Source organism: Streptosporangium fragile (assembly GCF_039534445.1).
Lineage (GTDB): Bacteria > Actinomycetota > Actinomycetes > Streptosporangiales > Streptosporangiaceae > Streptosporangium > Streptosporangium fragile.
The window spans coordinates 40,440-64,007 of record NZ_BAAAVI010000039.1; the positions used below are offsets into that span (position 1 = coordinate 40,440).

The 23,568-nt window shown below is 71.9% G+C and carries 25 protein-coding genes; 20 read left to right on the top strand and 5 right to left on the bottom strand.

The window, feature by feature from the left end:
- Positions 1-54 precede the first annotated feature (54 nt).
- A complete protein-coding gene (locus ABD841_RS24440) occupies positions 55-1,851 on the top strand; it encodes a bifunctional metallophosphatase/5'-nucleotidase (RefSeq protein WP_344976232.1) in 1,797 nt (598 codons plus the stop codon).
- A gap of 355 nt (positions 1,852-2,206) precedes the next feature.
- Here ABD841_RS24440 and ABD841_RS24445 read toward each other — a convergent pair whose 3' ends face one another.
- Positions 2,207-2,920 (bottom strand): winged helix-turn-helix transcriptional regulator, encoded by a 714-nt coding sequence (locus ABD841_RS24445; protein ID WP_344976236.1) that lies wholly within the window; start codon positions 2,918-2,920, stop codon positions 2,207-2,209.
- A gap of 206 nt (positions 2,921-3,126) precedes the next feature.
- Here ABD841_RS24445 and ABD841_RS24450 point away from each other — a divergent pair, with 206 nt between their 5' ends.
- From ABD841_RS24450 to ABD841_RS24485, 9 genes are all read left to right on the top strand, one after another.
- A complete protein-coding gene (locus ABD841_RS24450) occupies positions 3,127-3,378 on the top strand; it encodes a MoaD/ThiS family protein (RefSeq protein ID WP_344976239.1) in 252 nt (83 codons plus the stop codon).
- A gap of 148 nt (positions 3,379-3,526) precedes the next feature.
- Positions 3,527-4,207: an LmeA family phospholipid-binding protein gene (locus tag ABD841_RS24455; RefSeq protein ID WP_344976241.1), complete on the top strand. Its 681-nt coding sequence runs from the start codon at positions 3,527-3,529 to the stop codon at positions 4,205-4,207.
- Positions 4,208-4,255: 48 nt separating this feature from the next.
- Entirely contained in the window at positions 4,256-4,768 is a 513-nt protein-coding gene (locus tag ABD841_RS24460) for a sigma-70 family RNA polymerase sigma factor (RefSeq protein WP_344976244.1), read from the top strand.
- A gap of 17 nt (positions 4,769-4,785) precedes the next feature.
- Positions 4,786-5,577, top strand: a complete 792-nt coding sequence (locus ABD841_RS24465; RefSeq protein WP_344976340.1) for a zf-HC2 domain-containing protein — start codon at positions 4,786-4,788, stop codon at positions 5,575-5,577.
- Positions 5,578-5,692: 115 nt separating this feature from the next.
- Positions 5,693-6,109 carry a TlpA family protein disulfide reductase gene (locus ABD841_RS24470; protein ID WP_344976247.1) on the top strand — a complete coding sequence of 139 codons (417 nt, stop codon included), beginning with the start codon at positions 5,693-5,695 and terminating at the stop codon, positions 6,107-6,109.
- Positions 6,110-6,200: 91 nt separating this feature from the next.
- Complete coding sequence (locus ABD841_RS40910) at positions 6,201-6,284, top strand: putative leader peptide (RefSeq protein ID WP_425582033.1); 84 nt, start codon at positions 6,201-6,203, stop codon at positions 6,282-6,284.
- 61 nt (positions 6,285-6,345) lie between these two features.
- A complete protein-coding gene (locus ABD841_RS24475; protein WP_344976250.1) occupies positions 6,346-6,744 on the top strand; it encodes a DUF4395 domain-containing protein in 399 nt (132 codons plus the stop codon).
- An 18-nt stretch (positions 6,745-6,762) separates the two neighbouring features.
- Entirely contained in the window at positions 6,763-7,602 is an 840-nt protein-coding gene (locus ABD841_RS24480; RefSeq protein ID WP_344976253.1) for a sulfurtransferase, read from the top strand.
- Positions 7,602-7,898 carry a DUF1416 domain-containing protein gene (locus ABD841_RS24485; RefSeq protein WP_344976256.1) on the top strand — a complete coding sequence of 99 codons (297 nt, stop codon included), beginning with the start codon at positions 7,602-7,604 and terminating at the stop codon, positions 7,896-7,898. The genes ABD841_RS24480 and ABD841_RS24485 overlap by 1 nt, the downstream gene beginning before the upstream one ends.
- Positions 7,899-8,055: 157 nt before the next feature.
- Here ABD841_RS24485 and ABD841_RS24490 read toward each other — a convergent pair whose 3' ends face one another.
- The gene (locus ABD841_RS24490) at positions 8,056-9,384 is read right to left on the bottom strand and encodes a DsbA family oxidoreductase (RefSeq protein WP_344976259.1); all 1,329 of its coding nucleotides are present in this window, start codon (positions 9,382-9,384) and stop codon (positions 8,056-8,058) included.
- Positions 9,385-9,443: 59 nt separating this feature from the next.
- On the opposite strand from ABD841_RS24490, the gene ABD841_RS24495 reads away from it, so the two are divergent.
- Entirely contained in the window at positions 9,444-10,004 is a 561-nt protein-coding gene (locus tag ABD841_RS24495; RefSeq protein ID WP_344976262.1) for a TetR/AcrR family transcriptional regulator, read from the top strand.
- 57 nt (positions 10,005-10,061) lie between these two features.
- On the opposite strand, the gene ABD841_RS24500 is transcribed toward ABD841_RS24495, so the two are convergent.
- Positions 10,062-10,385: a hypothetical protein gene (locus tag ABD841_RS24500; protein WP_344976265.1), complete on the bottom strand. Its 324-nt coding sequence runs from the start codon at positions 10,383-10,385 to the stop codon at positions 10,062-10,064.
- Positions 10,386-10,605: 220 nt separating this feature from the next.
- Between ABD841_RS24500 and ABD841_RS24505 the strand changes: the two genes are divergently transcribed.
- The 4 genes from ABD841_RS24505 to ABD841_RS24520 all read left to right on the top strand — a co-directional run bounded on the left by ABD841_RS24505 (position 10,606) and on the right by ABD841_RS24520 (position 18,252).
- Entirely contained in the window at positions 10,606-12,543 is a 1,938-nt protein-coding gene (locus ABD841_RS24505) for a hypothetical protein (RefSeq protein WP_344976267.1), read from the top strand.
- Between the two features lie 433 nt (positions 12,544-12,976).
- Positions 12,977-15,952: an ATP-binding protein gene (locus ABD841_RS24510; protein ID WP_344976269.1), complete on the top strand. Its 2,976-nt coding sequence runs from the start codon at positions 12,977-12,979 to the stop codon at positions 15,950-15,952.
- A 307-nt stretch (positions 15,953-16,259) separates the two neighbouring features.
- Positions 16,260-17,546: a MurT ligase domain-containing protein gene (locus tag ABD841_RS24515; RefSeq protein WP_344976272.1), complete on the top strand. Its 1,287-nt coding sequence runs from the start codon at positions 16,260-16,262 to the stop codon at positions 17,544-17,546.
- Positions 17,536-18,252: a type 1 glutamine amidotransferase gene (locus tag ABD841_RS24520; protein ID WP_344976275.1), complete on the top strand. Its 717-nt coding sequence runs from the start codon at positions 17,536-17,538 to the stop codon at positions 18,250-18,252. Before ABD841_RS24515 ends, ABD841_RS24520 begins: the two co-directional genes overlap by 11 nt.
- Before the next feature lie 75 nt (positions 18,253-18,327).
- Here ABD841_RS24520 and ABD841_RS24525 read toward each other — a convergent pair whose 3' ends face one another.
- Positions 18,328-18,690 (bottom strand): DsrE family protein, encoded by a 363-nt coding sequence (locus ABD841_RS24525; RefSeq protein ID WP_344976278.1) that lies wholly within the window; start codon positions 18,688-18,690, stop codon positions 18,328-18,330.
- Between the two features lie 67 nt (positions 18,691-18,757).
- On the opposite strand from ABD841_RS24525, the gene ABD841_RS24530 reads away from it, so the two are divergent.
- Positions 18,758-19,261 (top strand): heme-binding beta-barrel domain-containing protein, encoded by a 504-nt coding sequence (locus ABD841_RS24530; protein WP_344976281.1) that lies wholly within the window; start codon positions 18,758-18,760, stop codon positions 19,259-19,261.
- Between the two features lie 77 nt (positions 19,262-19,338).
- Positions 19,339-19,644 carry a DUF2470 domain-containing protein gene (locus tag ABD841_RS24535; protein WP_344976284.1) on the top strand — a complete coding sequence of 102 codons (306 nt, stop codon included), beginning with the start codon at positions 19,339-19,341 and terminating at the stop codon, positions 19,642-19,644.
- 86 nt (positions 19,645-19,730) lie between these two features.
- On the opposite strand, the gene ABD841_RS24540 is transcribed toward ABD841_RS24535, so the two are convergent.
- Entirely contained in the window at positions 19,731-20,363 is a 633-nt protein-coding gene (locus ABD841_RS24540) for a DUF998 domain-containing protein (protein WP_344976287.1), read from the bottom strand.
- 257 nt (positions 20,364-20,620) lie between these two features.
- On the opposite strand from ABD841_RS24540, the gene ABD841_RS24545 reads away from it, so the two are divergent.
- The 3 genes from ABD841_RS24545 to ygfZ all read left to right on the top strand — a co-directional run bounded on the left by ABD841_RS24545 (position 20,621) and on the right by ygfZ (position 23,451).
- Entirely contained in the window at positions 20,621-21,556 is a 936-nt protein-coding gene (locus ABD841_RS24545) for an NAD(P)-dependent oxidoreductase (RefSeq protein WP_344976290.1), read from the top strand.
- Between the two features lie 396 nt (positions 21,557-21,952).
- Positions 21,953-22,366 (top strand): Fur family transcriptional regulator, encoded by a 414-nt coding sequence (locus ABD841_RS24550; RefSeq protein ID WP_344976293.1) that lies wholly within the window; start codon positions 21,953-21,955, stop codon positions 22,364-22,366.
- A gap of 101 nt (positions 22,367-22,467) precedes the next feature.
- The gene (gene ygfZ, locus ABD841_RS24555; protein ID WP_344976296.1) at positions 22,468-23,451 is read left to right on the top strand and encodes a CAF17-like 4Fe-4S cluster assembly/insertion protein YgfZ; all 984 of its coding nucleotides are present in this window, start codon (positions 22,468-22,470) and stop codon (positions 23,449-23,451) included.
- Positions 23,452-23,568 lie beyond the last annotated feature (117 nt).

Genomic DNA, 23,568 nt, shown 5'->3' on the forward strand with positions numbered 1-23,568 from the left:
ATCGTTACCTCTCGGACATTCCATGCATAGACGCTCCCTTTAATGTCGTGGTCCATGATGTCTCGCTCCTTCCAGCGGCTCGCCATGGCAGGTGTCCTCGCCGGGGCCGGTTGCGTCCTCGCGATGGGACCTGCCGAGGCGGGTAACACACCCCCCAAGACGGTGCCGGTCCGGCTGCTCTCCCTCAACGACTTCCACGGCAACCTCGAACCGCCGACGGGCTCCTCCGGCCGCATGGTCGACGAGACCGGTGCCACCGTCGATGCGGGCGGCGCCGCCTACGCGGCCACCCACCTCAAGCAGATGTCGGACAAGAACACGCTGAAGGTCGCCCAGGGCGACCTGATCGGCGCCACCCCCCTGATCTCCGCGGCCTTCCACGATGAGCCGTCGGTGGAGTTCCTCGGCAAGGTCGGTGTCACCGCCTCGGCCGTGGGCAACCACGAGTTCGACGAGGGCTACGCCGAGCTGAGGCGAATCATGAACGGTGGCTGCCACCCGGTGGACGGCTGTTCGCCCGCCGGTGAGTGGAAGGGCGCCGACTACAGCTACCTGGGCGCGAACGTCATCTTCAAGCGGCCGACGCAGAGCGCGGAACGGCAGGCGCTGGACGCCCTGGGCGGGAAGAACACCACCGCGCTGCGCGATCTCCTGAAGGAGTACGGCATCCCCGCCCTGCCCCCGGTCGCGATCCGCTGGATGAACGGCGTGCCGATCGGTTTCATCGGCCTCGTCACCCAGACCACCCCCAACATCGTCACCGCCGAGGGCATCAAGGACCTGGAGTTCATCGACGAGGTGAAGGCCGCCAACGTCGCGTCCAAGCTGCTGAGGATCGTCGGTGTCAGGGCCCAGGTCGTGCTGGTGCACGAGGGCGACCAGGTCACCGCGGGCCAGTCGCCCGACGCCTGCAGCGCCCAGCCGGGCGCGGGCAACCGGATCGCCACGCAGGTCGACGCCGAGATCGACATGATCCTCAGTGGTCACTCGCACCAGGCCTACCTGTGCACCGTGACCGACCCCAAGGGCGGCACCCGCCTCTACAGCCAGGGCGGCTCGTTCGGCCGGGTGATCACCAAGGTCGACTTCCGGGTGGACGTCAAGACCCGTGACGTCGTCCGGTCCTCGGTTGTGGCCGACAACCAGGTCGTGACCCGGACCGTCACCCCCGACCCGGAGATCTCCGCGTTCGTCCAGACGTGGAAGGACCGCGTCGCGTCGGTGGCCAACAAGCCGATCGGCAAGATCACCGCGGACATCCCCAACACCGCGTCGGCCTCCGGCGAGTCGCCGCTGGGCAACCTCATCGCCGACGGGCAGCTCGTCGCGGCCAAGACCGGCGGCAACGCCCAGATCGCCCTGATGAACCCGGGCGGCGTGCGCACCGGCCTCACCTACGCGGGTTCGCCTGCGGGTGAGGGCGACGGTGTGGTGACGTACGGCGAGGCCTTCGCGGTGCAGCCGTTCAACAACCTCCTGCAGGTGGTCACGCTCACCGGGGCCCAGCTCAAGACCGTCCTGGAGCAGCAGTTCACCGGCGGGCCCAACAACCAGGCCTTCACCAAGATCCTGCAGCCGTCGTCGAACTTCACCTACACCTACAGCGCGAGCGCGCCGTGGGGGTCCAAGGTCTCCAACATGAAGATCGACGGTGTCGACGTGACCGACACCCAGACCATCAGGGTCGCCGCGAACAACTTCCTCGTCGGCGGCGGTGACGCGTTCCTCGCTTTCAGGGACGGCACCGACCTGTGGAGCGGGCCGCTCGACATCGACGCCTTCGCCGCTTACTTCGCGGCGAACCCGTCGATCACGCCCCCCGTCCCCAACCACATCACCGTCGTGCCGTAGGACGGCGCCGGCGTCGTCCCACGGGGCCGTAGGGCGCCCACACCACCGTCGCCCTGCGGCCCGCAGCTCGGCGGCTCTGTGCGAGACGGCTTCACGGCACGACGCGAAAGGCCCACCGGACGGTATCCGGTGGGCCTTTCGCAGGTGTTCGCGGCCGTGGGTCCTCGCGGCGTCCGGCGGGCCCGGGGGCGGTGGTCACCCGGGCAGCGGTCAGGTCGGAGGGGCGCGGAATCGGGGCCGGACCGGACGGGCGCGTGAACCCGGGTCGCGTGGACGCGGGATCCGGTCGTGTGGCGCGGAACCGGAGCCGGTTGGCGGGCCCGTCTCCGGGCGGGGCCGTGGGGGCTGGGGAAGGTCAGCGGCGGGCGGGCTCGCGGTCTTCGGAGCCCTCGCTGCCGCGCTCGGGCACGAAACGGTAGCCGACGTTGCGGACGGTGCCGATCAGCGCCTCGTACTCGGCGCCGAGCTTGGCGCGGAGGCGGCGGACGTGGACGTCGACGGTCCTGGTGCCGCCGAAGTAGTCGTACCCCCAGACCTCCTGGAGGAGCTGGGCGCGGGTGAAGACCCTGCCGGGGTGCTGCGCCAGGTACTTCAGGAGCTCGAACTCCTTGAAGGTCAGGTCCAGCGCACGGCCGCGCAGCCGTGCCGTGTAGGTGGCCTCGTCGATCGAGAGGTCGCCGTTGCGGATCTCGTCGGGCACCTCCTCTGCGGCGGACAGGTTCAGCTTGCCGACCGCCATCCGCAGCCGTGCCTCGACCTCGGCGGGGCCGGCGCTGTCGAGGATGACATCGTCGACGCCCCACTCGGCGGTCAGCCCGGCGAGCCCGCCCTCGGTGACGATCACCACGAGGGGGCAGGCGACACCGGTGGTGCGCAGCAGCCGGCACAGGCTCTTGGCCTGGACGAGCTCACGGCGCGCGTCCACCAGGATCGCGTCTGCGGGCGGGGCGTCGATCAGCGCGGATGCCTCCGCGGGCGCGACCCGAACCGAGTGCAGCAGCAGCCCCAGCGCCGGGAGGACCTCAGTGGAGGGCTCCAGGGCGTTGGTGAGCAGCAGGAGATTGCTCACGATGCCTCCTTCCCGCGTCATGTCGGCGATGGCCGTACAAACACGTAAGGACCCGGGGGCTACGTCGCCCAGGTCCCGTAGTAGGTGAGGATAACCCACAGGGATGAAGCGTCCAGCGGACGTCCACCTGGTGAACACTCGTTTCCCCGGTGGATTCGCCGTAATGGCATAGTAACCGTACGTGCACACAAGGAGCTGATCCACAGATGGCGACGGGCCTTATCCGCTACTGGGCGGCTGCCAAGGATGCGGCAGGCGTCGCAGAGGAGCCCTTCGAGGCGGCGACTCTTGCCGATTTGATGACGAAAATCACATTTGACCGCGAGGAGCTCGCCCGCGTGGTGCGCCGGTCGTCGTTCCTGGTGAACGGCGACCCGGTGGGCAGGCGCCCGCACGACAGCATCGTCCTCACGGACGGCGCGACGGTCGAGGTGCTTCCCCCCTTCGCGGGCGGGTGACGTCCGGCCGGGACCGGCCATGTGCCGGGCCGGGGTCGGCCACGCGTCCGGCCGGGTGCTATCGCTGGAACGCCGTTTCGGACAAGATTGCCAGGGGATGTGCCGCGCGTGGCTCCACCCCGGAGCCTGCCTGCGAACAGGGAGTCAGATGCGCAAGCTGATCGCTTTTCTGATCCTGCTTCTCGTTTTCGTCGTGATCCTGGACCGGGTCGCCGTCGCCGGAGTCCAGCGCGAGATCGCCACGCGCGCCACGGCCAAGTACGACCTCGACGCCCCGCCCGAGGTGACCATCGAGGGCATCCCGTTCCTGACCCAGGCGATCAACGGCCGCTACGAGGAGGTCAAGGTCGACGTGGGGCCGATGACCGTCGGCGGCGTCCGCCTGTCGAGCGTCGACTTCACGCTGTACGACCTCGTCGCCCCGCTGGAGGACCTGGTGCTCGACCCCCAGCGGCTCGACATGCGGGCCGGACGGGTGACCGGGGCGGTGGTGGTCCCGGTGGAGACGCTCAACCAGCGGGCGCCCCAGGGCATCAAGGTCGATGTCGACGGCGGCGGGCTCAACGTGAGCGGGGAGATCACCGTGCTGGGGCAGAAGGTGCCCGTGAAGGCGACCATGAAGGTCGAGATCGTCAGGGACGGGGTGCAGTTCGTTCCCGAGAAGGTGACGCTGGGCGGCGGCATCCCCGTGCCCCAGCCCGAGCGGTTCATCGCCTACCGCATCCCCATCAAGGGTCTGCCGTTCGACCTCAAGGTGACCGACGTGCGGCCCGTCGCCGGCGGCATCCGGATCTCCGGCGAGGCCGCGGACGTCCCGCTCCGAGGCTGACCTCCTCCCGTGTCTGAACCGCCCCGCCCTTCCGTACGTCGTGAGGATGTGAGCCAAGCCGGAACCGCAGACGAGCAGCTCGTCAGAGCGCTCTTCGACGAACACGGCGGGCCGCTCTACGGCTACGTCCTGCGGCTGACGGGGGATCCGGGAAGAGCGGAGGATGTCGTGCAGGAGACGCTGTTGCGGGCCTGGCGCCATCCGGACGCGTTCGCCGGCCGTTCCATCCGCGCGTGGCTGTTCACAGTGGCCCGTAACCTCGTCGTCGACCAGCACCGGGCGCGTAAGTCACGCCCCCCGGAGACGGGGGACGAGGCGCTCGCCGTGGTGCCCGCCGACGACGAGCTGGAGCGGGCCGTGGAATCGTGGGCCGTCGCCGAGGCGCTGGCCGCGCTGCGGCCGGAGCACCGTGAGGTGCTCGCGGAGGTCTACTACCAGGGGAAATCGGTCAAGGAGGCCGCCGAGGCGCTCGGTATCCCCGCTGGAACGGTGAAGTCGCGCACGTATTACGCCCTTCGGGCGCTCAAGCTGGCGCTGGAGGAGCGGGGGCTCGCGCCATGATGATGACCTGTGACGAAATGCGGATGTCGCTCGGCGTTTACGCGCTCGGCGCGCTGGACCCGGAGGAGCGCGTGCTCGTCGAGGCGCATCTCGCCGAGTGCGCCGGCTGCCGGGCCGAGGCGGAGGAGCTGAACGGGGTCGCCGCGTTCCTCGGCCGGGTGTCCGAGGACGACGTGGCCCAGGTGGCGAGCCCGCCCACGGCGGTGCTCGACCGGCTGCTCAGCGCCAAGGCCAGACGGCGGCGCCGGGTGACCCGCCTGATGCTCTCCCTGGCCGCCTCGGTCGCGCTGCTCGGGCTCGGCGGCGGCGTCGTGTGGACCGTCGCCACCCAGTCCCGGCAGGACACGGCCTCGACGGCGGCCGCACCGGAGTCGGCCGCGGGCCAGGGCGACCGGGAGGGCGACGCCGCCCTCGGGACGGAGGCCGCCCCGTCCAGGCTTCCCGACAGTTCCCGGGCGGCCAAGGAGCCCGGCGGTGACGCGCCGCTCATACTCGAAGCGCCGCCCGTGCGGGTCGAGGGCCGTGACGACACGGGCACGGTTCGCGCGACGGTGACCGCGTTCCCGGGGCAGGGGGCCACCACGGTCAAGGTCGTGCTCTCCGGCGTCGCCAAGGGCACGCGCTGCCGGCTGGACGTGATCGGGGCCGGCGGGTTCCGGGAGACGGCCGGGAACTGGATCGTGGACCGGGCCGCCTACGACAGGTCCGGCGCCTTCACCGGGACCACGACGATCCCGCCCGAGGGCATCACGTCCTTCGAGATCACCACCGCGGCCGGCCGGGTGCTGCTGACCGTCCCGGTCAGGTGAGACCGGCGTCGGGTGCGGACGCGGCGGGGCCGGGCGCCACGCGGGGCCCGTGTCCCGCCGCGCCGCCCGTACCGCCCGGGGAATGGCGCGGTGGGGACGTGTGTTGTCGTGGTCTGTGACCGGTTTGACGGTGCTGCTCGTCACGCTCGCCCTGGCCACGCTCGTGGGTGTGGCGTTACGGCGGCGCGACGGGGTGCCGCGCGAGGTGAGGGGTGACGTGGAACTGCTGACGTCCGGCGACCTCCACGCCGAGCTGGGAGAGCGTGCCACGCTCGTGCAGTTCTCCAGCGCCTTCTGCCAGCCGTGCCGGGCGACCCGGCGGGTCCTCGGCGAGGTGACGGCGATGGTGCCGGGGGTGGCGCACGTGGAGATCGACGCGGAGTCGCGGCTCGACCTCGTCCGGTCGCTGAACATCCTGCGGACCCCCACGGTCCTCGTCCTCGACGCGTCCGGGCGCGTGGTCAAGCGCGCTTCCGGCCAGCCCAGGAAGGCCGACGTGATCGGGGCCCTGGGACTGGCGGTGGGCGAGTGAACCGGGCACCCTATCGCCTCATGAGCGTTTCTGTCTCAGAAACTGGACAGGGATGTGACAGATGGCGGAACGCCGGGGTAATGTCGTCGGCATGAACTCCACGACAGAGCTGCTGACGAAGCGGCGCGCGGTCGACTTCTGCCGCGTGACCACGGCGCTCTGTCGCGCTTCCTAAGGGCGATCTCAAGCGGCCGCCGGGCCGCACCGATCTGCACACCCTTCAGGAGCATCACGCGATGCAAGCCGATCCCAGAGCTCTGCGCTTCGGCGCGGGCGTGACCACCGTCGTTCTCGCGATCGTCCTGGTCACCGGCAGCGTATGGCTGCTGGCCGCCCAGGTCGTGGTCTTCGCACTCGGAGTCTTCGGCGTCTCGCCGTACGGGATGATTTTCAAAGGGATAGTGAAGAGCCCTCCGAAGGAGCTGGAGGACGCCGCCCCGCCGCGTTTCGCGCAGGGGGTCGGCTTCACCTTCGCCCTGGTGGGCTTGGTCGGATACGTGACACAGACAACGCCGTTGGCCCTCGGCGCCATCGCGGCGGCGCTTTTCGCCGCCTTCCTCAACGCCGCGTTCGGTTTCTGTCTCGGCTGCGAGATGTACCTGATCGTTCGCCGTCTACTACCCGCCGCAAGATGATCCTGGAGGATCTGAAAGATGAGCCGCTCCGCCGTCCTGGTCGACGCCGACTGGGTCGAGGCCAACCTCGACACCCCCGGTGTCGTCCTCGTTGAAGTGGACGAGGACGCCAGTGCCTATGACAAGGGTCACATCCGTGGCGCCGTGAAGATCGACTGGAAGCAGGACCTGCAGGACCCGGTCCGCCGCGACTTCGTCGACCGCGAGGGTTTCCAGGCGCTGCTGTCCAGCCGCGGGATCGCCAACGACGACACGGTGGTCCTCTACGGTGGCAACAACAACTGGTTCGCCGCCTACGCCTACTGGTACTTCAAGCTCTACGGCCACGAGAACGTCAAGCTCCTCGACGGCGGCCGCAAGAAGTGGGAGCTCGACTCCCGCGAGCTGGTCAAGGACGTCCCCGAGCGTCCCGCCACCGACTACCAGGCCAAGGACCAGGACCTGTCCCTGCGCGCCTTCCGCGACGACGTCCTCGCCGCGATCGGCAAGCTGAACCTGGTCGACGTGCGCTCGCCCGACGAGTTCACCGGCAAGCTGGTCGCCCCCGCGCACCTTCCGCAGGAGCAGGCCCAGCGTGCCGGCCACGTGCCCACCGCCCGCAGCATCCCGTGGTCCAAGGCCGCAAACGACGACGGCACCTTCAAGTCCGACGAGGAACTGAAGAACCTCTACCAGTCCGCGGGTGTCGACTTCAGCAAGGACACCATCGCCTACTGCCGCATCGGGGAGCGCTCCGCGCACACGTGGTTCGTGCTGCACGAGCTCCTCGACCAGCCGAATGTCAAGAATTACGACGGATCGTGGACCGAGTACGGCTCGCTGGTGGGCGTGCCGATCGAACTGGGAGAGGCTCGATAATGACTCAGGGATGCGCTGCTCCGGAGCAGACCATTGCTCTTCCCGCCGGGATCGACCTGGCGAACCAGGCCGTCATCCAGGGCATCGTCACGGGCGCGGGCGCGGCCTACGCCCGGCTGCTCGACCACTCCGGTGAGTTCACCGGTGAGGTCGTGGTGTCCGAGGAGGGCGTCTTCCGTTTCTTCGCCGCCCCCGGTGACTGGACCGTCCGCATCATCGCGGGCGGCGGCGTCACCAAGGACATCCCGGCCCAGGCCCGGCTGGGCGAGGTCACCCAGCTCGCCGTGACCGTCTGACCCGGCTCGCCGAGCCGCGGTCGCCCGACCGTCTCACGAAGAGAACCGGCACCCGAAGAGGACCGGCCCTCCCCCTGGGGGAGAGCCGGTCCTTTTCCGTTCGTGCCCCGTTCGTGCCCCTTCCCGCTCGCCGCCCCCGGCCACGGGGCCGCCCGGGTCAGGAGACCCGGTTCTCGACGCGCCGGACGGCCTCGGTGTACGCGGGATCGGGGGACATGGCCGCGGCCAGACGGAGGTGGGGCAGCGCCTCCGCATGGCGGTTGGCGCGTTCGAGCGTCCTGCCGAGCAGGAACCGGGCGTAGTGGTCGCCCGGGGCGCGCTCCAGCAGCGATTCCAGCGCCTGCCGCGCCCGGCCGAGCTGGGCCGAGCCGAAGTAGGCGCGGGCCGCCAGCAGGCGGACGGACGGGTCGTCGCCGTGCTCGGCCAGCAGCGGCTCCAGGGTTCGCAGGGCGCCCAGGGGATCACGGGCGTCCAGCAGCGACTCGGCCTGCCGCAGCAGCCTGACCTCGTCCGGGAGTTCGCGCTGCGGGGCGGCGTTCCGTACCAGGTCCGCGAGGACGTCGGGCGGCTGCGCCCCGGCGACGGCCGTGTCGCCCACCACGAAGGTCGGCGAGGTGGCCACCCCGGCGGCCTTGCCGCGCAGGAGCTGGGAGCGCACCTCGGCCGCGCCCTCGCCGCGGTCGAGCGCCTCGGCCATGCCGTCCAGGCCCGCCTCGGCGGCGAGCGCCGCCAGCGTCACGCGGTCGCCGATGTCGGCGGCCTCGACGAAGTGGGCGCGCAGGATCCGCTCGACGACCGCGTCCTGCAGTGCCGCGCCGCCGCGCTCGTACGCGAGGGCGACCACCCGGTGGGCGTCGAAGGTGTTCGCCCGCCAGGCCGGGCCCCAGCCCGGCCCGCCGGCACCTGCGGAGCCCTGAGCCTCCGGCCCGGCGGAGCCCCGGTCGCCCGATCCCGCGGATTCCCGGACGTCCAGCCCGGCGAGCCCTCGCGCGTCCGGCCTGCCGAGGCCCCGCACGGTGGATTCGGCCGGGCCCTGTGCGGCGGGCTCGGCCGGGCCCTGCGCGACCAGGCCGGCCGGGCCCCGGGCGGCGAGTTCGGCGAGGCCCCGGGCGTCCAGTTCGCCGGAGTCGTCCCAGAGGCGGGTCAGCGGATCCTCCCCGAGCGTCCGGGTGCCGCCCGCCCCGACGCTCTCCCCGAGCGTCCAGGTGCCGCCCGCCCCGATGCCCTCCTCGGTGGCGATGCGCGCCACGCGGGCGCGGTTCTCCGCCGGGGTCAGATCGGGGGCGCAGGCCCGCAGGGCGCCCTCGGCGACCGGGTCGCGCAGCGCCTCCTCCAGCGGCTCGGACGGCGTCGGGGCCATCGGGTCGATGACGTACGGCCGCCAGACGATCTCCACATCCTCGCCGAAGCCGGCCTTCTCCATGCGCCGCTTGCCGATGTAGGCCCACGCGCAGACCAGATCGGCCCAGACTTCCATACGCTTCATGGCCGGTGTAACAAAAGACGGGTGTCGTTTATTCAACAGGTGTCGTTTAATCTTGGGAGGTGCCAGAAGACGATCCCCGAGTCCGCAGGACCCGTTCCCGGCTCCGTTCCGCCGTCCTGGAGCTGGCCGAGGTCCGCGACCCCGACTCGATCACCGTCGCCGAGATCGCCCAGCGGGCGGAGGTGAACCGGGCCACGGTCTACGTCCACTACCGCGACCGCGACGACCTCGTGCTGGACGCGATGGAAACGGCGGTCGGCGAGCTGGCCGCCGACGCCGCCCGCTGCCCCTACCGTGAGCCCGGCCCGGCGCCCGCGGCGCTGGTCGCCCTGTTCGAGCACGTCGGCGCGCGTGCCCCGCTCTACCGGCGGATGCTCGGCCCCTACGGCAGCGCCCGCTTCTGCGCCCGCCTCCGCGAGGCCCTCGTCGCCGGGCTGCGGACCCCCTTCGCGGCCGGCTCCCGCCCCCCGGGTCACGACGACGTGCCGCCGGAGATCCACGCCCACCACGTGGCGGGCGCACTGATCGGGATCATCACGTACTGGCTGGGGGAGCACCCGCCCCGCCCCGCCGCGGAGATCGCCGCGACGGCCTGGAACCTGATCGGCTCGGGCCGGTAAGCGGGGGGAACCCCGGGAACTCCGCCGCGGGTCCCCGACTCGGCCGGCTCACGCCTTCTACGGTGCCGGCGCGCCGTTCGCCTTCGCCGAGGCGCGAACGGAGTGGCCGGACCACCGGGCCGTCGTGGCGACGGTCGCGGTCCCGTCGCCTTTGCCGGTGACCTCGAATTCGATTTCCGCGAAGTGCTTGGGCGGGCCGCCGTACACGTCGGGGACGGTCACGGTACGGTACCGGACGAACGCGGTGGAGAACCGGCCCTGGTCCGGGGCGGCGCCGGGGCCGGGCTGCGGGGGAGGCCGGTCGGGAGCCTCGCCGAACCCGCCGGGGGCGGCGGTGATCCCCAGGCCGGTGACGACGACCGAGACGGCGAGCGGGACCACGACCGGGCGCCGTCGCCTCGCAGGGCCACCGGAGGGGGGAGTCGCGGCAACGGATGGTGATCGCCGACCTTCGCCTCACCTGACTCATTCACCCCTTAAGTAGTGGTAAAGATGGGGAAAATGCAGTGGATTGGCGGGAACGCTGCCCGAATAGGATGTCCAACTCTTACGCTGTCTCCGAGGCGGACGAGAGCCCGATGGCGGAGGTTCCGTGGCGGACGTGCATCCTGAGCATGCGCAGCTCCAGGCGGACCGGATCTACCTGGGCTGGCAGTACGCTCTGCTGCACCCTGATCCGGGTCTGCCGCCCAAGCGCCCCTCCCCCGTCGAGCACCCCGCCGAACCGGTCGATCCCGAGTGGGTGCGCCGCGAGCGCCTCAACGAGGACCTGCTGAACCGCCCGGTCAAGATCTTCCGTACGTTCATGGCGGTGCTCGCCGCGCTGATCCTCGTCCTCGGTGTCACCGGGCTGCTGAGCTGGTCGTTCGCCCTGGTCGGGCTGGTCGCCGCCGGGGGCGTCGCGGCGTTCTGCAGCTACGCGGTCCACCAGGGCGACCGGGCGGTCCGTCACCGGATCAGGGAGCGTGAGGAGGCCGCCCGGCGCCTGCGCGAGGAGCGTGAGAGGGAGCTGTTCCACGCCCAGGAGGAGCACGCCGCCCGCTACCGGGAGTGGGCGGAGAAGAAGGAGCGCTTCGACCGCCAGCTGACCTGGTACGCGGTGGCCGTGCCCGACGAGATCGACCGGATCGACGTGGCCGGTGGCACCCTGCCCGGCTGGTCGGCGCTGATCACCCTGCTCGGCGCGACCCGGCTCTACAGCGGCGGTCACCTGACGGTGCTCGACCTCTCCGAGGGCGCGGTCGCCAAGGACCTGATCGAGCTGGCCCGCCGGGGCGGCGACGACCCGCTGGTCTGGGTGCTCCCGGTCGACCTGCCCCGCCTCGACCTGGGCGCCACGCTGGCTCCCGAGGCCTTCGCCGACGTCCTCGCCCACGTGGTGAGCGTCAGCGAGGAGCACCGCACGACCAGGGATCTCTCGTTCGACAACGCGATCCTGGAGCGGGTCCTGGAGGTTCTCGGCGAGAACGCCACGATCAACCAGGTCACCGCCGCGCTGCGGGCCCTGGCCCAGGTCGGAGACCCCCGCGAGGACCTCAGGCTCGGCCTGATCACCGCCACCCAGCTGGAGCGGATCGGCACCCTGTTCGGCCGCGGCGTCAGCGACCGGGTGGTGATCGAGCGCGCGTGGGCGCTGGAGTCGCAGCTGCGCAAGCTGGAGACCCTCGGCTCGGAGGCGGTCCGGCTGCCGCCCGCGCGCTTGCGGGTTGTGTCGATGGACCGGCAGGCCGGCGTGTTCGGCAACCGTGTTCTCGGCACGTACGTGGCCACCGCGCTCACCCACATCCTGCGCCAGTCGCCCGCCTCCGAGCGGCCCTGGTACCACACGATCATCGTCGCGGGCGCGGACAAGCTCCGCGGCGACGTGCTCGACCGGTTGATGGACGCCTGCGAGACGTCCAGGACCGGGCTGGTGCTCACCTACCGCTCGCTCACCCCCACCGTGCGGGAGCGGCTCGGCCGGGGCCACGCGGCGGTGGCGTTCATGCGGCTGGGCAACGCCGAGGACGCCCGGGTCGCCAGCGAGCACGTCGGCACCGAACACCGGCTGGAACTGGCCCAGCTCACCGAGACGATCAGCGCGGCCGGGGCCGGCGTCGACGGCGGTTACGTCTCCACGGTCGGCCACGCCGAGGAGGGCGACGACGAGCGCGACGTGGGCCGCGCGGACCTGAAGGAGGACATCACCGAGTCCACCGAGTGGGGCCGCCGCGCGAGCAAGGCGATGGGCGAGACCGAGCGCGTGTTGCACCGCTCCAGGGAGTTCCTCGTCGAGCCGCACCAGCTCCAGCAGCTCCCCACCACCTCGGTGATCGTCACCGACGCCACCGCGGAGGGCCGCCGGGTCCGCCTCGCCGACGCCAACCCGGCCATACTGACCTTCCCCAAGACGACCTTGGGGGAGTTCGACGAGATCAGGGATGCCGTGCTGGACCGCGTCCAGGAGAAGGCGGAGCCCCACGAGCCGAGCCCGTTCGAGGAGGCGCCGCCCAACCTCGGCCCGCCTCCGGCCCGGCTCGACTGGCGTCGGCGCCAGTGACGGCCATGCGCGTCGCGTCGGCCGTGTCCGCCGTGTCTGCGGTGCCTGCCGGGCTCGCCGGACCCGCCGTACTCACCGCGCCTCTCAGGCTTGCCGGAGCCGCCGTACTCACCGTGCCCGTCGGGCTTGCCCCGCCGCCCGGCCCGGCGGTGCCGGGGCCGGGTGCGCGGACCGCGCCGGGGAAGACCGTGCCGGGGCCGGGTGCGCCGGCCGGGGCGGGGAAGACCGTTCCGGGGGCCACGCCGGCGCGGGCGCCAACGGAGTGTCCGTTTGTCGTAAGGGGATGGTCAATGCGGATGTGCGATCCCCTGGGCAGGTTCGACCGTGGTCGCGGGGGTGACCCACCCCCGATTCCCCGTCGGCCGGTACGGCTGAGCGATCCGTGAAGCGTCAACCCTCCGGCCTGGAGCCGGGTCCCCCGGGTGGAGACCAAATGCAGCCAAGTGTGTCCCGTCCGCCCCATACTCTGACCGGTCCCTGGTACAGGATCCAGGCGATCACGGCACCCTCGCGCAGCTCATCCGCCGAGTGGGACTTCGTCACGGTCCTGCCCGCCGTGCTCTCCGCGGCGCAGCGCAAGCGGCCCTTCGTGGCGGGCTGGCTCTCGCGAGGCTCCGGCGCCCCGCTGGAGCTGATCACCAACGCGGGGCCGCTGACCCCGCCGCGCCCGCCGCGCCGGGCCGCCACCGAGACCGACCACGGCCCCGGCGGTCCCGAGCCGCTGCTGTTCCCGGCCGGCGCCCGGGGTGTCCGGATCGGCGACGAATGGCTGCGCGACCTGTCGGATCTCGCCTGGACCGTCTGCCCGGGGCGGCAGGCTCCGCCGCTCGGCGGTCGCCGCGAGCCGGACGCCGACGGGGTCAGACGGCCCACACTCTTCGAGTCGACGCTGGTCACCCTCATGTCCCGGCCGTTCGCCTGGCTGGTGGTGGCCGAGCAGACCGACCTGCTGGACGCCGAGGTCGCGCACCTGCGGACCCAGCTCAACGTGCTCCGGCAGTACGGTGACGCCTCCGAGCGCTCCCGCTACGACGCCGAGCGGGCCGAACGGCGCATGCAGGAGCTGGACGCCTTCCGGGAGGCCGGGCTCTGGAACGTCCGGGTGCTGGCCGGAGCCGCCGGGCCCGAGGAGCTGCGCCAGATCGCCCCGGTGCTGGTCGGCTCCGCGGAGATGAGCCACCACCCCTACCGCCTGCGCAGCGCGCTGTCAGGTCCCGTCTACGGCTTCGCCGAGGCCCTGACGATGACCCTGCAGGACCCGGTGGACGGCACCGCCGCCCCGTTCGCGGCCACCGCCGGAGCTCTCGCCGCGCTCGCCGGGCTGCCGCACCGGGAGGTGCCGGGGGTCCGGGTGCTCGACGCGGGCTTCTTCGACGTGACCAGCGAAGCCGACACCGTTCCCGGTGCGCTGACCGTCGAGCTCGGGTCGATCCTCGACGGGCAGGACCGGCCCGTCGGCTCGTTCAAGGTCCCGCTCGCCACCCTCAACCGGCACGCGTTCGTCACCGGCGCCACCGGCTCCGGCAAGTCGCAGACCGTCAGGCACCTGCTGGAGCAGCTCACCGGCGCGGGCATCCCCTGGCTGGCCATCGAGCCCGCCAAGTCCGAGTACGCCGCGATGGGCGGCCGGATCGAGCACCTGGCCCCGGTCACCGTGATCAACCCGTCGGCGCCGGAGAGCGTGCCGTTCAGCGTCAACCCACTGGCCCCGGAGCCCGGTTACCCGGTGCAGGCGCACATCGACATGGTGCGGGCGCTCTTCATGGCGGCCTTCGACGCCGAGGAGCCGTTTCCGCAGATCATGTCGCTCGCCCTGCAGCGGGTCTACGAGGCCAACGGCTGGGACGTGGTGACCGGCTGGGCGGCCCCCGGGGCGGCCGTGCGGCCCGCCGTGCCGACGCTCGAACAGCTCCAGCAGCACGCGATGGACGTGATCAAGGAGATCGGCTACGGCCGGGAGGTCCAGGCCGATGTGGAGGGCTTCATCTCGCTGCGGCTGCGGTCGCTGCGGGTCGGCTCCGCGGGCCGGTTCTTCGAGGGCGGCCACCCCGCCGACATCGGCGACCTGCTCCAGCGCAACGTGGTGCTCGCGATCGAGGACGTCGCCAACGACGAGGACAAGGCGTTCCTGATGGGCACGCTGATCATCCGGATCGTGGAGCACCTGCGGATGCGCGCCAGGAAGGAGCGGAGCAGCGGGCTCCGGCACGTCATCGTGATCGAGGAGGCGCACCGGCTGCTCCGCGACCGCGGCGCCGGGCGGGCCAGCACGCACGCCGTCGAGCTCCTGGCGGGCATGCTCGCGGAGATCCGCGCGTACGGCGAGGGCATCGTGGTGGCCGAGCAGATCCCCACGAAGCTCGTCTCCGACGTCGTGAAGAACACCGCCCTGAAGGTCGTGCACCGCCTCCCCGCCGAGGACGACCGCCAGCTCGTCGGGGCGGCGACCAACCTGAGCGAGGAGCAGTCGCGGCAGGTCGTCTCGCTGCCGCCGGGCGTCGCCGCGGTCTTCGCCGACGGCATGGACCGGCCGCTGCGGATCCAGGTGCCGCTGGGTGAGGAGCGGGAGCGGCTGGTCCCCGGCCACATGCCGCCCATCTGCGGCCGCCGCTCGGCCGCGTGCGGGAACGAGTGCCGCAGCGGCAGGGCGTGCACGCTGGTCGAGCTCCGCGAGGCGGACCTGCTCGCCGCGGCGCCCGAGTGGGCCTGGATGCGCATCTGGACCGACACGCTGGTGCTCGCGTTCTGCACCAACCGGCCCGTGCCCGGGGTGCCCAGGGCGCTCGCCGACCTGTGGGCGGAGCTCCCGCTGCGCCGGCGCGAGTGCCTGCTGGCCACGGCGGTCGAGCGGAGTGTGGGCCGCCGCGCGTGGGCACTGCGGACCCTCAGCGACCCGGCCAAGCTGACCGAGCAGGTCGCCAAGACCGCGACCCGCCTGCTCGGCCCCGACCGCGACCCCGGCGAGCGGCCGGGGCCCGCCTGGGTCATCCCGCAGGTGCGGTGGCTGCACGAGGTGGACCGGCTCTTCCCGCACGGCCAGCCCGCGCCCAACCCGCGCAGCCCGGCGCCGGTCATGGAGTACGCCCTGTTCAGCCGCTCTCCGGCAGGAGGCACGGAGCTGCTCGGCCACAGGGCCAAGGCCCTGCGCCACCACCCGCTGTCCATGGAGGTCGAGCGGAACCGGGAGCTGGCCTGGCGGGTGATCCTCGGCGACGACGAGCGCGAGGACGTGGAGCGTGACATCCTCACCGTCACGATCGGCGTCGACCCCGCGGAGCGGCCCCGATACGTGGCCCAGATGATGGGGGCGGGGTGGCTGGAGACCGTGCTGTCGTGGCCGCACCGGTTCGTGCTGCCGTTCGACGCCGGCTCGTCGGAATCCGCGGAGCTGGCCTTCGCCGAGCAGTGAGGCCGCCGGCCGTGAGACACCCGTACCCCGACGTACCGGTGGCCGGTGGTCCGGTCCGCGCGGCCCGCGGGGTCCGTGCGTCCGGCGGTATGGGTGGGCCGCGGGGCTCGTGGGGGCCGTGCGGACGGCTGGTGGCGCCCGCGTCGCTCACCGTCGCGGGCGGGCCGGTGTGACGCGTCACAGAGGGCTGAGCGCCGTCAACCACGGCTAGGATCTGCGGCATGAACGATTCGGTGTCTCCCGCCCCGCCGGCGGGCCGCGCGGCCATCGGGTCGTCCTGCGACGGGTCGTTAGGCGAGGAGACGGCATGACTCAGCTTCCGCTGCGGGCGCAGCTCGCGACCGCTCTCGGCCGGACGGCCGCGACCCTGTCCCGGGTGACAGGCCGCGGCGACGGGTCGGTGATCGGAGGCCGGATCAGCCTGGTCCTGGAGCCCGACCTGCTCCGCCAGCTCGCGCACGATCGCAAGCTGGCCCTGGTGAGCGCCACCAACGGCAAGACCACCACGACCCGCCTGATCACCTCCGCCCTGCAGGAGCTCGGCGACGTGGCCACCAACGCCTTCGGCGCCAACATGCCCGCCGGGCACGTCTCGGCGCTGTCGTCGGCGAAGAACGCCCCGTACGGTGTCCTGGAGGTCGACGAGAAGTACCTGCCCGAGGTGATCGACACCACCGGTGCCGGGGTCGTCGTCCTGATGAACCTCAGCCGCGACCAGATGGACCGGGCGGGCGAGATCTGGCTGCTCGCGCAGAAGTGGCGGCGGGCGCTCGCGGGGAAGAACACCCACGTGATCGCCAACGCGGACGACCCCCTGGTGACCTGGGGTGCCTCCACCGCGGCCTCGGTGACCTGGGTCTCCGCCGGGCAGCCGTGGAAGGAAGACTCCTGGTGCTGCCCCGAGTGCGGCGGCCCGATCGACCGCAGGGGCATGGACTACGTCCCGCCGGGCACCGCCGGCTCGGGCATGGTCCTCAGCCCGGTGGACGACGACTGGGCCTGCCGCGAGTGCACCTTCCGGCGGCCGCGGCCGTCCTGGGCGCTCGATGACGACGCGGTGATCGACCCGCGCGGGCAGCGCTGGGTGCTGGACATCCAGCTTCCCGGGCGGGCCAACCGGGCCAACGCGGTGATCGCGCTGGCCACCGCCGAGGCGTTCGGCCTGCCGATCGAGCGGGCGCTGCCCCGGTTGCGCCAGGTCAAGTCGGTCGCCGGCCGCTACACCACGGTCGAGCGCGACGGCCGGCACGCCCGCCTCCTGCTGGCCAAGAACCCGGCCGGCTGGCTTGAGGCCTTCGACGTGCTCGACCCCTCGCTGCCGGTGATCCTCTCGGTCAACGCCCAGGGGCCCGACGGCCGCGACACCTCCTGGCTCTGGGACGTCGACTACCGCGTGTTGCGCGGCAGGCCGGTCTACGTGGCCGGGGAGCGCAAGCTGGACCTCGCGCTCCGGCTCGACGTGGCCGGTGTGCCGTTCCAGCTGGCCGACTCCTTCGCCCAGGCGCTCGCCGCCCAGCGGCCCGGCAAGGTCGATGTGATCGCCAACTACACCGCCTTCCAGCAGATTCGATCGGAGTTCGGCCGTGCAGTCTGACAGCGCCCTGCGCCTTGTCTGGATCTACCCGGACCTGTTGAGCACCTACGGCGACCAGGGCAACGTCCTCGTCCTGGAGCAGCGCGCCCAGCGTCGCGGCATCCCGGTCCAGACCGTTCACGTGCGCTCGGCCGACCCGGTGCCGGAAGGCGGCGACATCTACCTGATCGGTGGGGGCGAGGACCGGCCGCAGATCCTGGCGTCCGAGCGGCTCCGGCGCGACGGTGGCCTGCACCGGGCGATCGCGCGGGGTGCCGCCCTGCTGGCCGTCTGCGCGGGGTACCAGATCATGGGCACCACGTTCGGCGGCGAGGAGGGGCAGCCGGTCGACGGCATCGGGCTGCTCGACATCTCCAGCGGGCGCGGCCAGGGCCGGGCCGTGGGCGAGCTCGTCGGCGAGGCGGACCCGGCGCTCGGCATCGCGACGCTGACCGGCTTCGAGAACCACATGGGCGTCACCAGGCTGGGCTCCGGCGTCAGGCCGCTGGCGCGTACGACGGTCGGCACCGGCAACGGCGACGGCACCGAGGGCTGCTACGCCGGAAAGATCATCGGTACCTACCTGCACGGGCCCGCGCTCGCCCGCAACCCCGGCCTCGCCGACCTGCTGCTCACCTGGGCGATCGGCGCCCAGCTGCCGCCCATCGACGACACCTGGTTCGAGCGGCTCCGCCAGGAGCGTCTGCAGGCCGTACTGCCCCGCTGACGCGCGGTCCCGTCCCGCTGACGGACCGTGCCGGCCCGTCGGCGTGCGGTGCCGATCCGGTGGCGGGGCGGGGTGTCAGTAGACGAGGGCCTGGACGCCCTGGGCGGTGACCTCCTCGACGAACGTGGGGGCGCCCGCGATGCGGATGCCCTCGATCACGTCGTCCACCGTGATGTCCCGCCGGGCCGCGCACTGCGTGCACAGCGTGACCCGGCCGCCGGCGAGGACCGCGTCGAGCAGATCGCCGAGCTGGGCCGCGTGCGGCAGGCTGAACTCCTTCGCCCGCCCGGGGAGGGCGAACCACGCCGACTCGCCCGTCAGCCAGAGCGACACGGGAACCCCGCTCGCCAGCGCCGCCGCGGCCACCGTGAACGCCTGGTTGCAGCGCTCGGGGGAGTCTTCGCCCGCGGTCACCTTGATCACCAGAGATCGTGCCATGCTCGCAGCCTATGCCGCTCCGCGTCACGGGCGCGAACCATACCAGGACGGCTCTAGGCTCGGATTCATGGACGTTCCCGAACTGCATCCCGATCTTGAGCCGATCGCCTTCCTGCTGGGCAGGTGGGAGGGGGCCGGAGTCGGGGGATACCCCACGATCGAGAGTTTCAACTTCGGCCAGGAGATCGTCTTCGGTCACAACGGCAAGCCGTTCCTGACCTACACCAGCCGGACCTGGCTGCTCGACGAGGCGGGCAACACGGTCCGGCCGCTGGCCACCGAGACCGGTTTCTGGCGCCAGCTCCCGGACCGCCAGTTGGAGGTGTGCCTGTCCCATCCGACCGGCATCGTGGAGGTCTATCTCGGCGAGGTGGTCTTCCACAAGATCGAGCTCCGCACCGACCTGGTCGCCCGCACCGCCACCGCCAAGGACTACAGCGCGGGCCACCGCCTGTACGGCCTGGTCAACGGCAACCTGATGTGGGCCTACGACATGGCGGCCATGGGGCAGCCGCTCCAGTCGCACATCTCGGCCGAGCTCAAGAAAGTGGGGGACGCGGTGCCCGAGTAGGGGCCGGGGACGGCGGGCGGTGAGAGCCCGGACGGGGGCCGTCGCGGGAGGGAGGACGGCTGGATACCCTCTGCAGGGTGAGCACTCCCTTCACCCCCGATGTGGTCGAGGCCATCAAGCGTCACATGAACGACGACCACAGTGACGACGCGCTGCTGATCTGCAAGGGCCTCGGCGGCCAGCCGGAGGCGACCAGCGCCACGACGGCCGGCGTCGACGCCGAGGCGATCGAATTCGTCGCCGTGGTCGGCGGGAAGGACGTCACGGTCCGGGTCCCGTGGAGCACCACGCTGACCGAGCGCTCCCAGGTCCGTACGGAGGTCGTGCGCCTCTACCGGGACGCCTGCGCCGCCCTGGGCGTCCCCGCCCGCGGTGAGCACTGACCGTCCGGTCCCGTCCCGGTCGCCGGCCTCCGGTCCCGGAGCGGGCCGCCTGGCCCCGGAGCGGACCGCCCGGTCCCGGTTCCGGGTCAGCCGGGGTCGGCCGCGGGGTGGTCGGCGCGGGTGAGGTCGAGCCCGGCGGCGTTCGTACGGCGCGCGGCCCACAGGCCCAGGGCGACCAGGGCGGCCACCTCGGTCGCGGCCAGGCCCCGCTCCACCAGGCCGAGGGGCATCACCTGCCACCAGGCCAGGCCGCTGTTCTCGGCGAGCACGATGCCCCCGGCGATCCCGGCGACCCAGAGCAGCGATCCCAGCCCCAGCCAGGCGGCGACCCGGGCGGGCGTCCGCCACTCCGGGTGCCGCAGCCAGGGCCTGGAGATGATCAACGCCGCCAGCGGGAGGCTGAGGAAGGCCACCAGGCTGCCCACCCGGTGGATGCTCCCGTTGAGGCTCGGCCCCACCGACCAGTCGTGTTTGGGAAACCAGCCCGTCACGGCCAGTCCGGCGCTCCAGGCCAGCAGGGCCAGGATGCCGACGGACCAGGCCGTGGCCAGCTTCCCGCGGACAAGCGACACCCCGATCGCGACCGACCCGGCGGCCAGCAGGATCACGCCGAGCGTGAAGATCCAGCCGTGCTCGCCCAGACCGTGTTCGCTGATCGTCCGGCGGAACGGGTCGACCTCCGCCAGACGGGCCACGTCCAGGCCGGTGATGACGGTCACTCCCGCTCCCACGGCCCCGAGCCCCGCCCGCGCGGCTTCCCGCATCGTCGCCCCCTCACGTTCGCTCCCGGCGGGAGATTTCGCCTGAGGTCTCCTTCAACGGGTGATCTGGACCTTGGATTCCCTGATCACCTCGGACAGGGGGTGACGGGAGATACCGAGGAGTCAATTGATGACGGTCAGGTCAAGGTCGAGACCGGGCGCGCCGTTCATGGAAAGCTCCCAAATACCAAAATTTGCGGAAATAAGGAGGCGCGGTGAAACCACGGGCTTTGGTACTGGCGCCGATGCGGGGACCGGAGTGGGACCGCTTACGGGAGCTGATCGACGTCCACTACGACCCGGCCGAGCACCGCCCCCATCCCCCGGAGCACCTGGCCCGGCGCCTCTCGGACGTCGGGGCGCGCATCCTCATCACCGAGTCCGACGAGGTCGAGGGGCCGGTCCTGGATCTGCCCCTGCTCGTGGTCGGCTGTGCCCGCGGGGACGCGGGGAACGTCGACCTGCGCGCCGCCACGGAACGGGGCATCCCCGTCGTCTGCGCCCCGGGACGCGACGCCGACGCGATCGCCGAGCTCACCCTGGCCCTGATCCTCGCGGTCAACCGCCGGGTGGTGGTCGGCGACCGGGAGATCCGGCAGGGCATGATCCCCTACCAGCGGCATCGTGCCTGGGAACTGGCGGGCAGGACCGTGTGCCTGGTCGGCCACGGGCCGGTCGGCCGCGCGGTGGCCTGGCGGATGCGGGGGCTGGGCACGCGTGTCATGGGGTACGACCCCGAGGCCGCGGACAACCGGTACGGGCTCGACGTGTTGCTGGCCCAGGCGGATGTCGTCTCCCTGCACGCCCCCGCCTCGGCGGGCCCGCTGATCGGCGCGGCGGAGTTCGCCGCGATGAAACCCGGAGCGATCTTCGTCAACACCGCGAACGCGGCCCTGCACGACATGGACGCCCTCGTCGGGGCGCTGAAGACGGGACATCTGGGCGGTGCGGCGCTCGACCGGTTCGACGGGGAGTGGCTCAGCCCGGCCCACCCGCTCGTCGGGATGGACAACGTGGTGCTGACCCCGAACCTGGGCGCCGGCACCTACGACACCGAGGTCAACCACACCCGGATGATCTGCGAGGACATCGTGCGGATCCTCGGCGGCGAACGCCCTCTGCACTGCGTGAACCCGGACTTCCAACGCTGAGGGATGCCCGGACGGGGAAGAACCCCGGGCCACTTCCTCCCGCTCGGCAGAAGGGCCGGATTGGACTAAAGACGGGGAGAGCCCGCCTTCCGGCAGCCCGGGGTTCCGGTGATTGTCGTGGATTCGCCGAACGTCGCGAGACGCCCGGACAGAGTCCGGAGTCGCGGCGTCCTAGCGGACAGCCACCTCGCTAGCCCAACTATGATCAACCATTGTTCGGACCACCTCCTTTCAGCGTGATCCACACGTTATGCGATGGGATTCGGCCGGGCAAACGAATATCGAACGCGTTCGTTTCCGTAGATCGCGCCAGGTCCCGGGAGCGCGGGGCGGAAATCCCGTCGCGGCGGGCGGGACGGCAAACGTACCGGGCTCGGATTCTCTTAGACTCTGGGCATGACCGAGACGTCGTGGCATGAGCAACTGCGAGCGCGGGGTTACCGGGTCACCCCGCAGCGCCAGCTGGTGCTTGAGGCGGTCAAAGACTGTGAGCACGCCACCCCCGAGGAGATCTGCAACCGGGTGCGGCAGACCGCTCGCGGGGTCAACATCTCGACCGTCTACCGGACCCTCGAACTCCTCGAAGAGCTCGGCATGGTCACCCACAGCCATCTCGGGCACGGCGCGCCCACCTACCACCTGGCCTCCGAGGCCGACCACGTGCACCTGGTCTGCCGCGGCTGCGGTGAGATCAGCGAGGTCAGCCAGGAGCTGGTCGACAACTTCGTCAAGGACCTCGACCGGTCGATCGGGTTCGCCACCGACGTGCACCACCTGACCGTCTTCGGCCGCTGCCGCAACTGCCGTTGAGCCACCGCCGCCGGACCGCGGGGTGACCGGTGCCGAGCCGTCGTGGTGACCGCCGTCGAGCCACCGCCGTCGTCACCGGCCGGGCCTCGTAGGCTGGGACCATGCGAAGCCCTCTGCTGGACACTCCCGGCGCGGTCGCGGCCGACACCCCCGACGCCGACGTCGCCGGACACTACGGCGATCCGTTCGCCGAGCAGCGCGCGCTGCTCGCCGGAGAGGCGATGGTCGACCGGAGCAACCGCGAGGTCGTCCGGATCTCCGGACCCGACCGCCTGAGCTGGCTCAACAGCCTGAGCTCGCAGAAGCTCGACGACGTGAAACCCGGCGTGCCGGCCCAGACACTCCTGCTGGACGCCCAGGGCAGGGTGGAACACCACCTGGTGCTCGTCGACGACGGCGAGGCCGTGTGGGCGCACGTGGAGCCGGGTACGGGCGCGGAGCTGACCGCCTTCCTCGACAAGATGCGGTTCATGCTCCGGGTCGAGGTCGCCGACGTGACCGCCGACTACGCGGTGGTCTCCGTGACCGGCGCGGCGCGGCCGACGCTGCCCGAGGGCGCCATCGCCGTCGGCGACGACGTGCTGCTCCCGCGTGAGCTGCTGCCCGGCCGGCTCGGGCTGAAGCTCGCCGGGCTCTGGGCGTACGAGGCGCTGAGGATCGAGGAGCACCGGCCCCGGCTGGGCTTCGAGACCGACCACAAGACGATCCCGCACGAGGTCGGCTGGATCGGCACGGCCGTCCACCTCAGCAAGGGCTGCTACAAGGGTCAGGAGACCGTGGCCCGCGTGCACAACCTGGGACACCCACCGCGCCGCCTGGTCTTCCTCCACCTGGACGGCAGCGCCGACACCCTGCCCAAGCACGGTACGCCCGTGTTCCACGACGGCGTCGAGGTCGGCTTCGTCGGCAGCTCCGCGCGCCACCACGAGCTCGGCCCGATCGCGCTGGCCGTGGTCAAGCGGACCGTGCCGGTCGACGCCACGCTCCAGGCGGCCGGTGTGGCGGCGGCCCAGGAGGTCGTCGTGCCGCCGGATGCCGGGCGCAACGTCCAGATCGATCCCGCGCTGCGCCGCCGCATCCGCTGACGGCGCCCCCGTGGTCAAGGCCCGCGCCCCCGCGGGCGGGGTATGCCCGTCCCGGAGGGACGGGCCTGACGGCCGTGTTCCGGTCGCGCTCCGCGCTGCCCCCGCCCCGCCCGTTTC

Coding starts and splice junctions, on each gene's coding strand:
- ABD841_RS24440 (WP_344976232.1), top strand. CDS start 55: ATGATGTCTCGCTCCTTCCAGCGGCTCGCCATGGCAGGTGTCCTCGCC.
- ABD841_RS24450 (WP_344976239.1), top strand. CDS start 3,127: ATGGCGACGGGCCTTATCCGCTACTGGGCGGCTGCCAAGGATGCGGCA.
- ABD841_RS24455 (WP_344976241.1), top strand. CDS start 3,527: ATGCGCAAGCTGATCGCTTTTCTGATCCTGCTTCTCGTTTTCGTCGTG.
- ABD841_RS24465 (WP_344976340.1), top strand. CDS start 4,786: ATGCGGATGTCGCTCGGCGTTTACGCGCTCGGCGCGCTGGACCCGGAG.
- ABD841_RS40910 (WP_425582033.1), top strand. CDS start 6,201: ATGAACTCCACGACAGAGCTGCTGACGAAGCGGCGCGCGGTCGACTTC.
- ABD841_RS24475 (WP_344976250.1), top strand. CDS start 6,346: ATGCAAGCCGATCCCAGAGCTCTGCGCTTCGGCGCGGGCGTGACCACC.
- ABD841_RS24480 (WP_344976253.1), top strand. CDS start 6,763: ATGAGCCGCTCCGCCGTCCTGGTCGACGCCGACTGGGTCGAGGCCAAC.
- ABD841_RS24485 (WP_344976256.1), top strand. CDS start 7,602: ATGACTCAGGGATGCGCTGCTCCGGAGCAGACCATTGCTCTTCCCGCC.
- ABD841_RS24490 (WP_344976259.1), bottom strand. CDS start 9,384: ATGAAGCGTATGGAAGTCTGGGCCGATCTGGTCTGCGCGTGGGCCTAC.
- ABD841_RS24510 (WP_344976269.1), top strand. CDS start 12,977: ATGCAGCCAAGTGTGTCCCGTCCGCCCCATACTCTGACCGGTCCCTGG.
- ABD841_RS24515 (WP_344976272.1), top strand. CDS start 16,260: ATGACTCAGCTTCCGCTGCGGGCGCAGCTCGCGACCGCTCTCGGCCGG.
- ABD841_RS24525 (WP_344976278.1), bottom strand. CDS start 18,690: ATGGCACGATCTCTGGTGATCAAGGTGACCGCGGGCGAAGACTCCCCC.
- ABD841_RS24530 (WP_344976281.1), top strand. CDS start 18,758: ATGGACGTTCCCGAACTGCATCCCGATCTTGAGCCGATCGCCTTCCTG.
- ABD841_RS24550 (WP_344976293.1), top strand. CDS start 21,953: ATGACCGAGACGTCGTGGCATGAGCAACTGCGAGCGCGGGGTTACCGG.
- ygfZ (WP_344976296.1), top strand. CDS start 22,468: ATGCGAAGCCCTCTGCTGGACACTCCCGGCGCGGTCGCGGCCGACACC.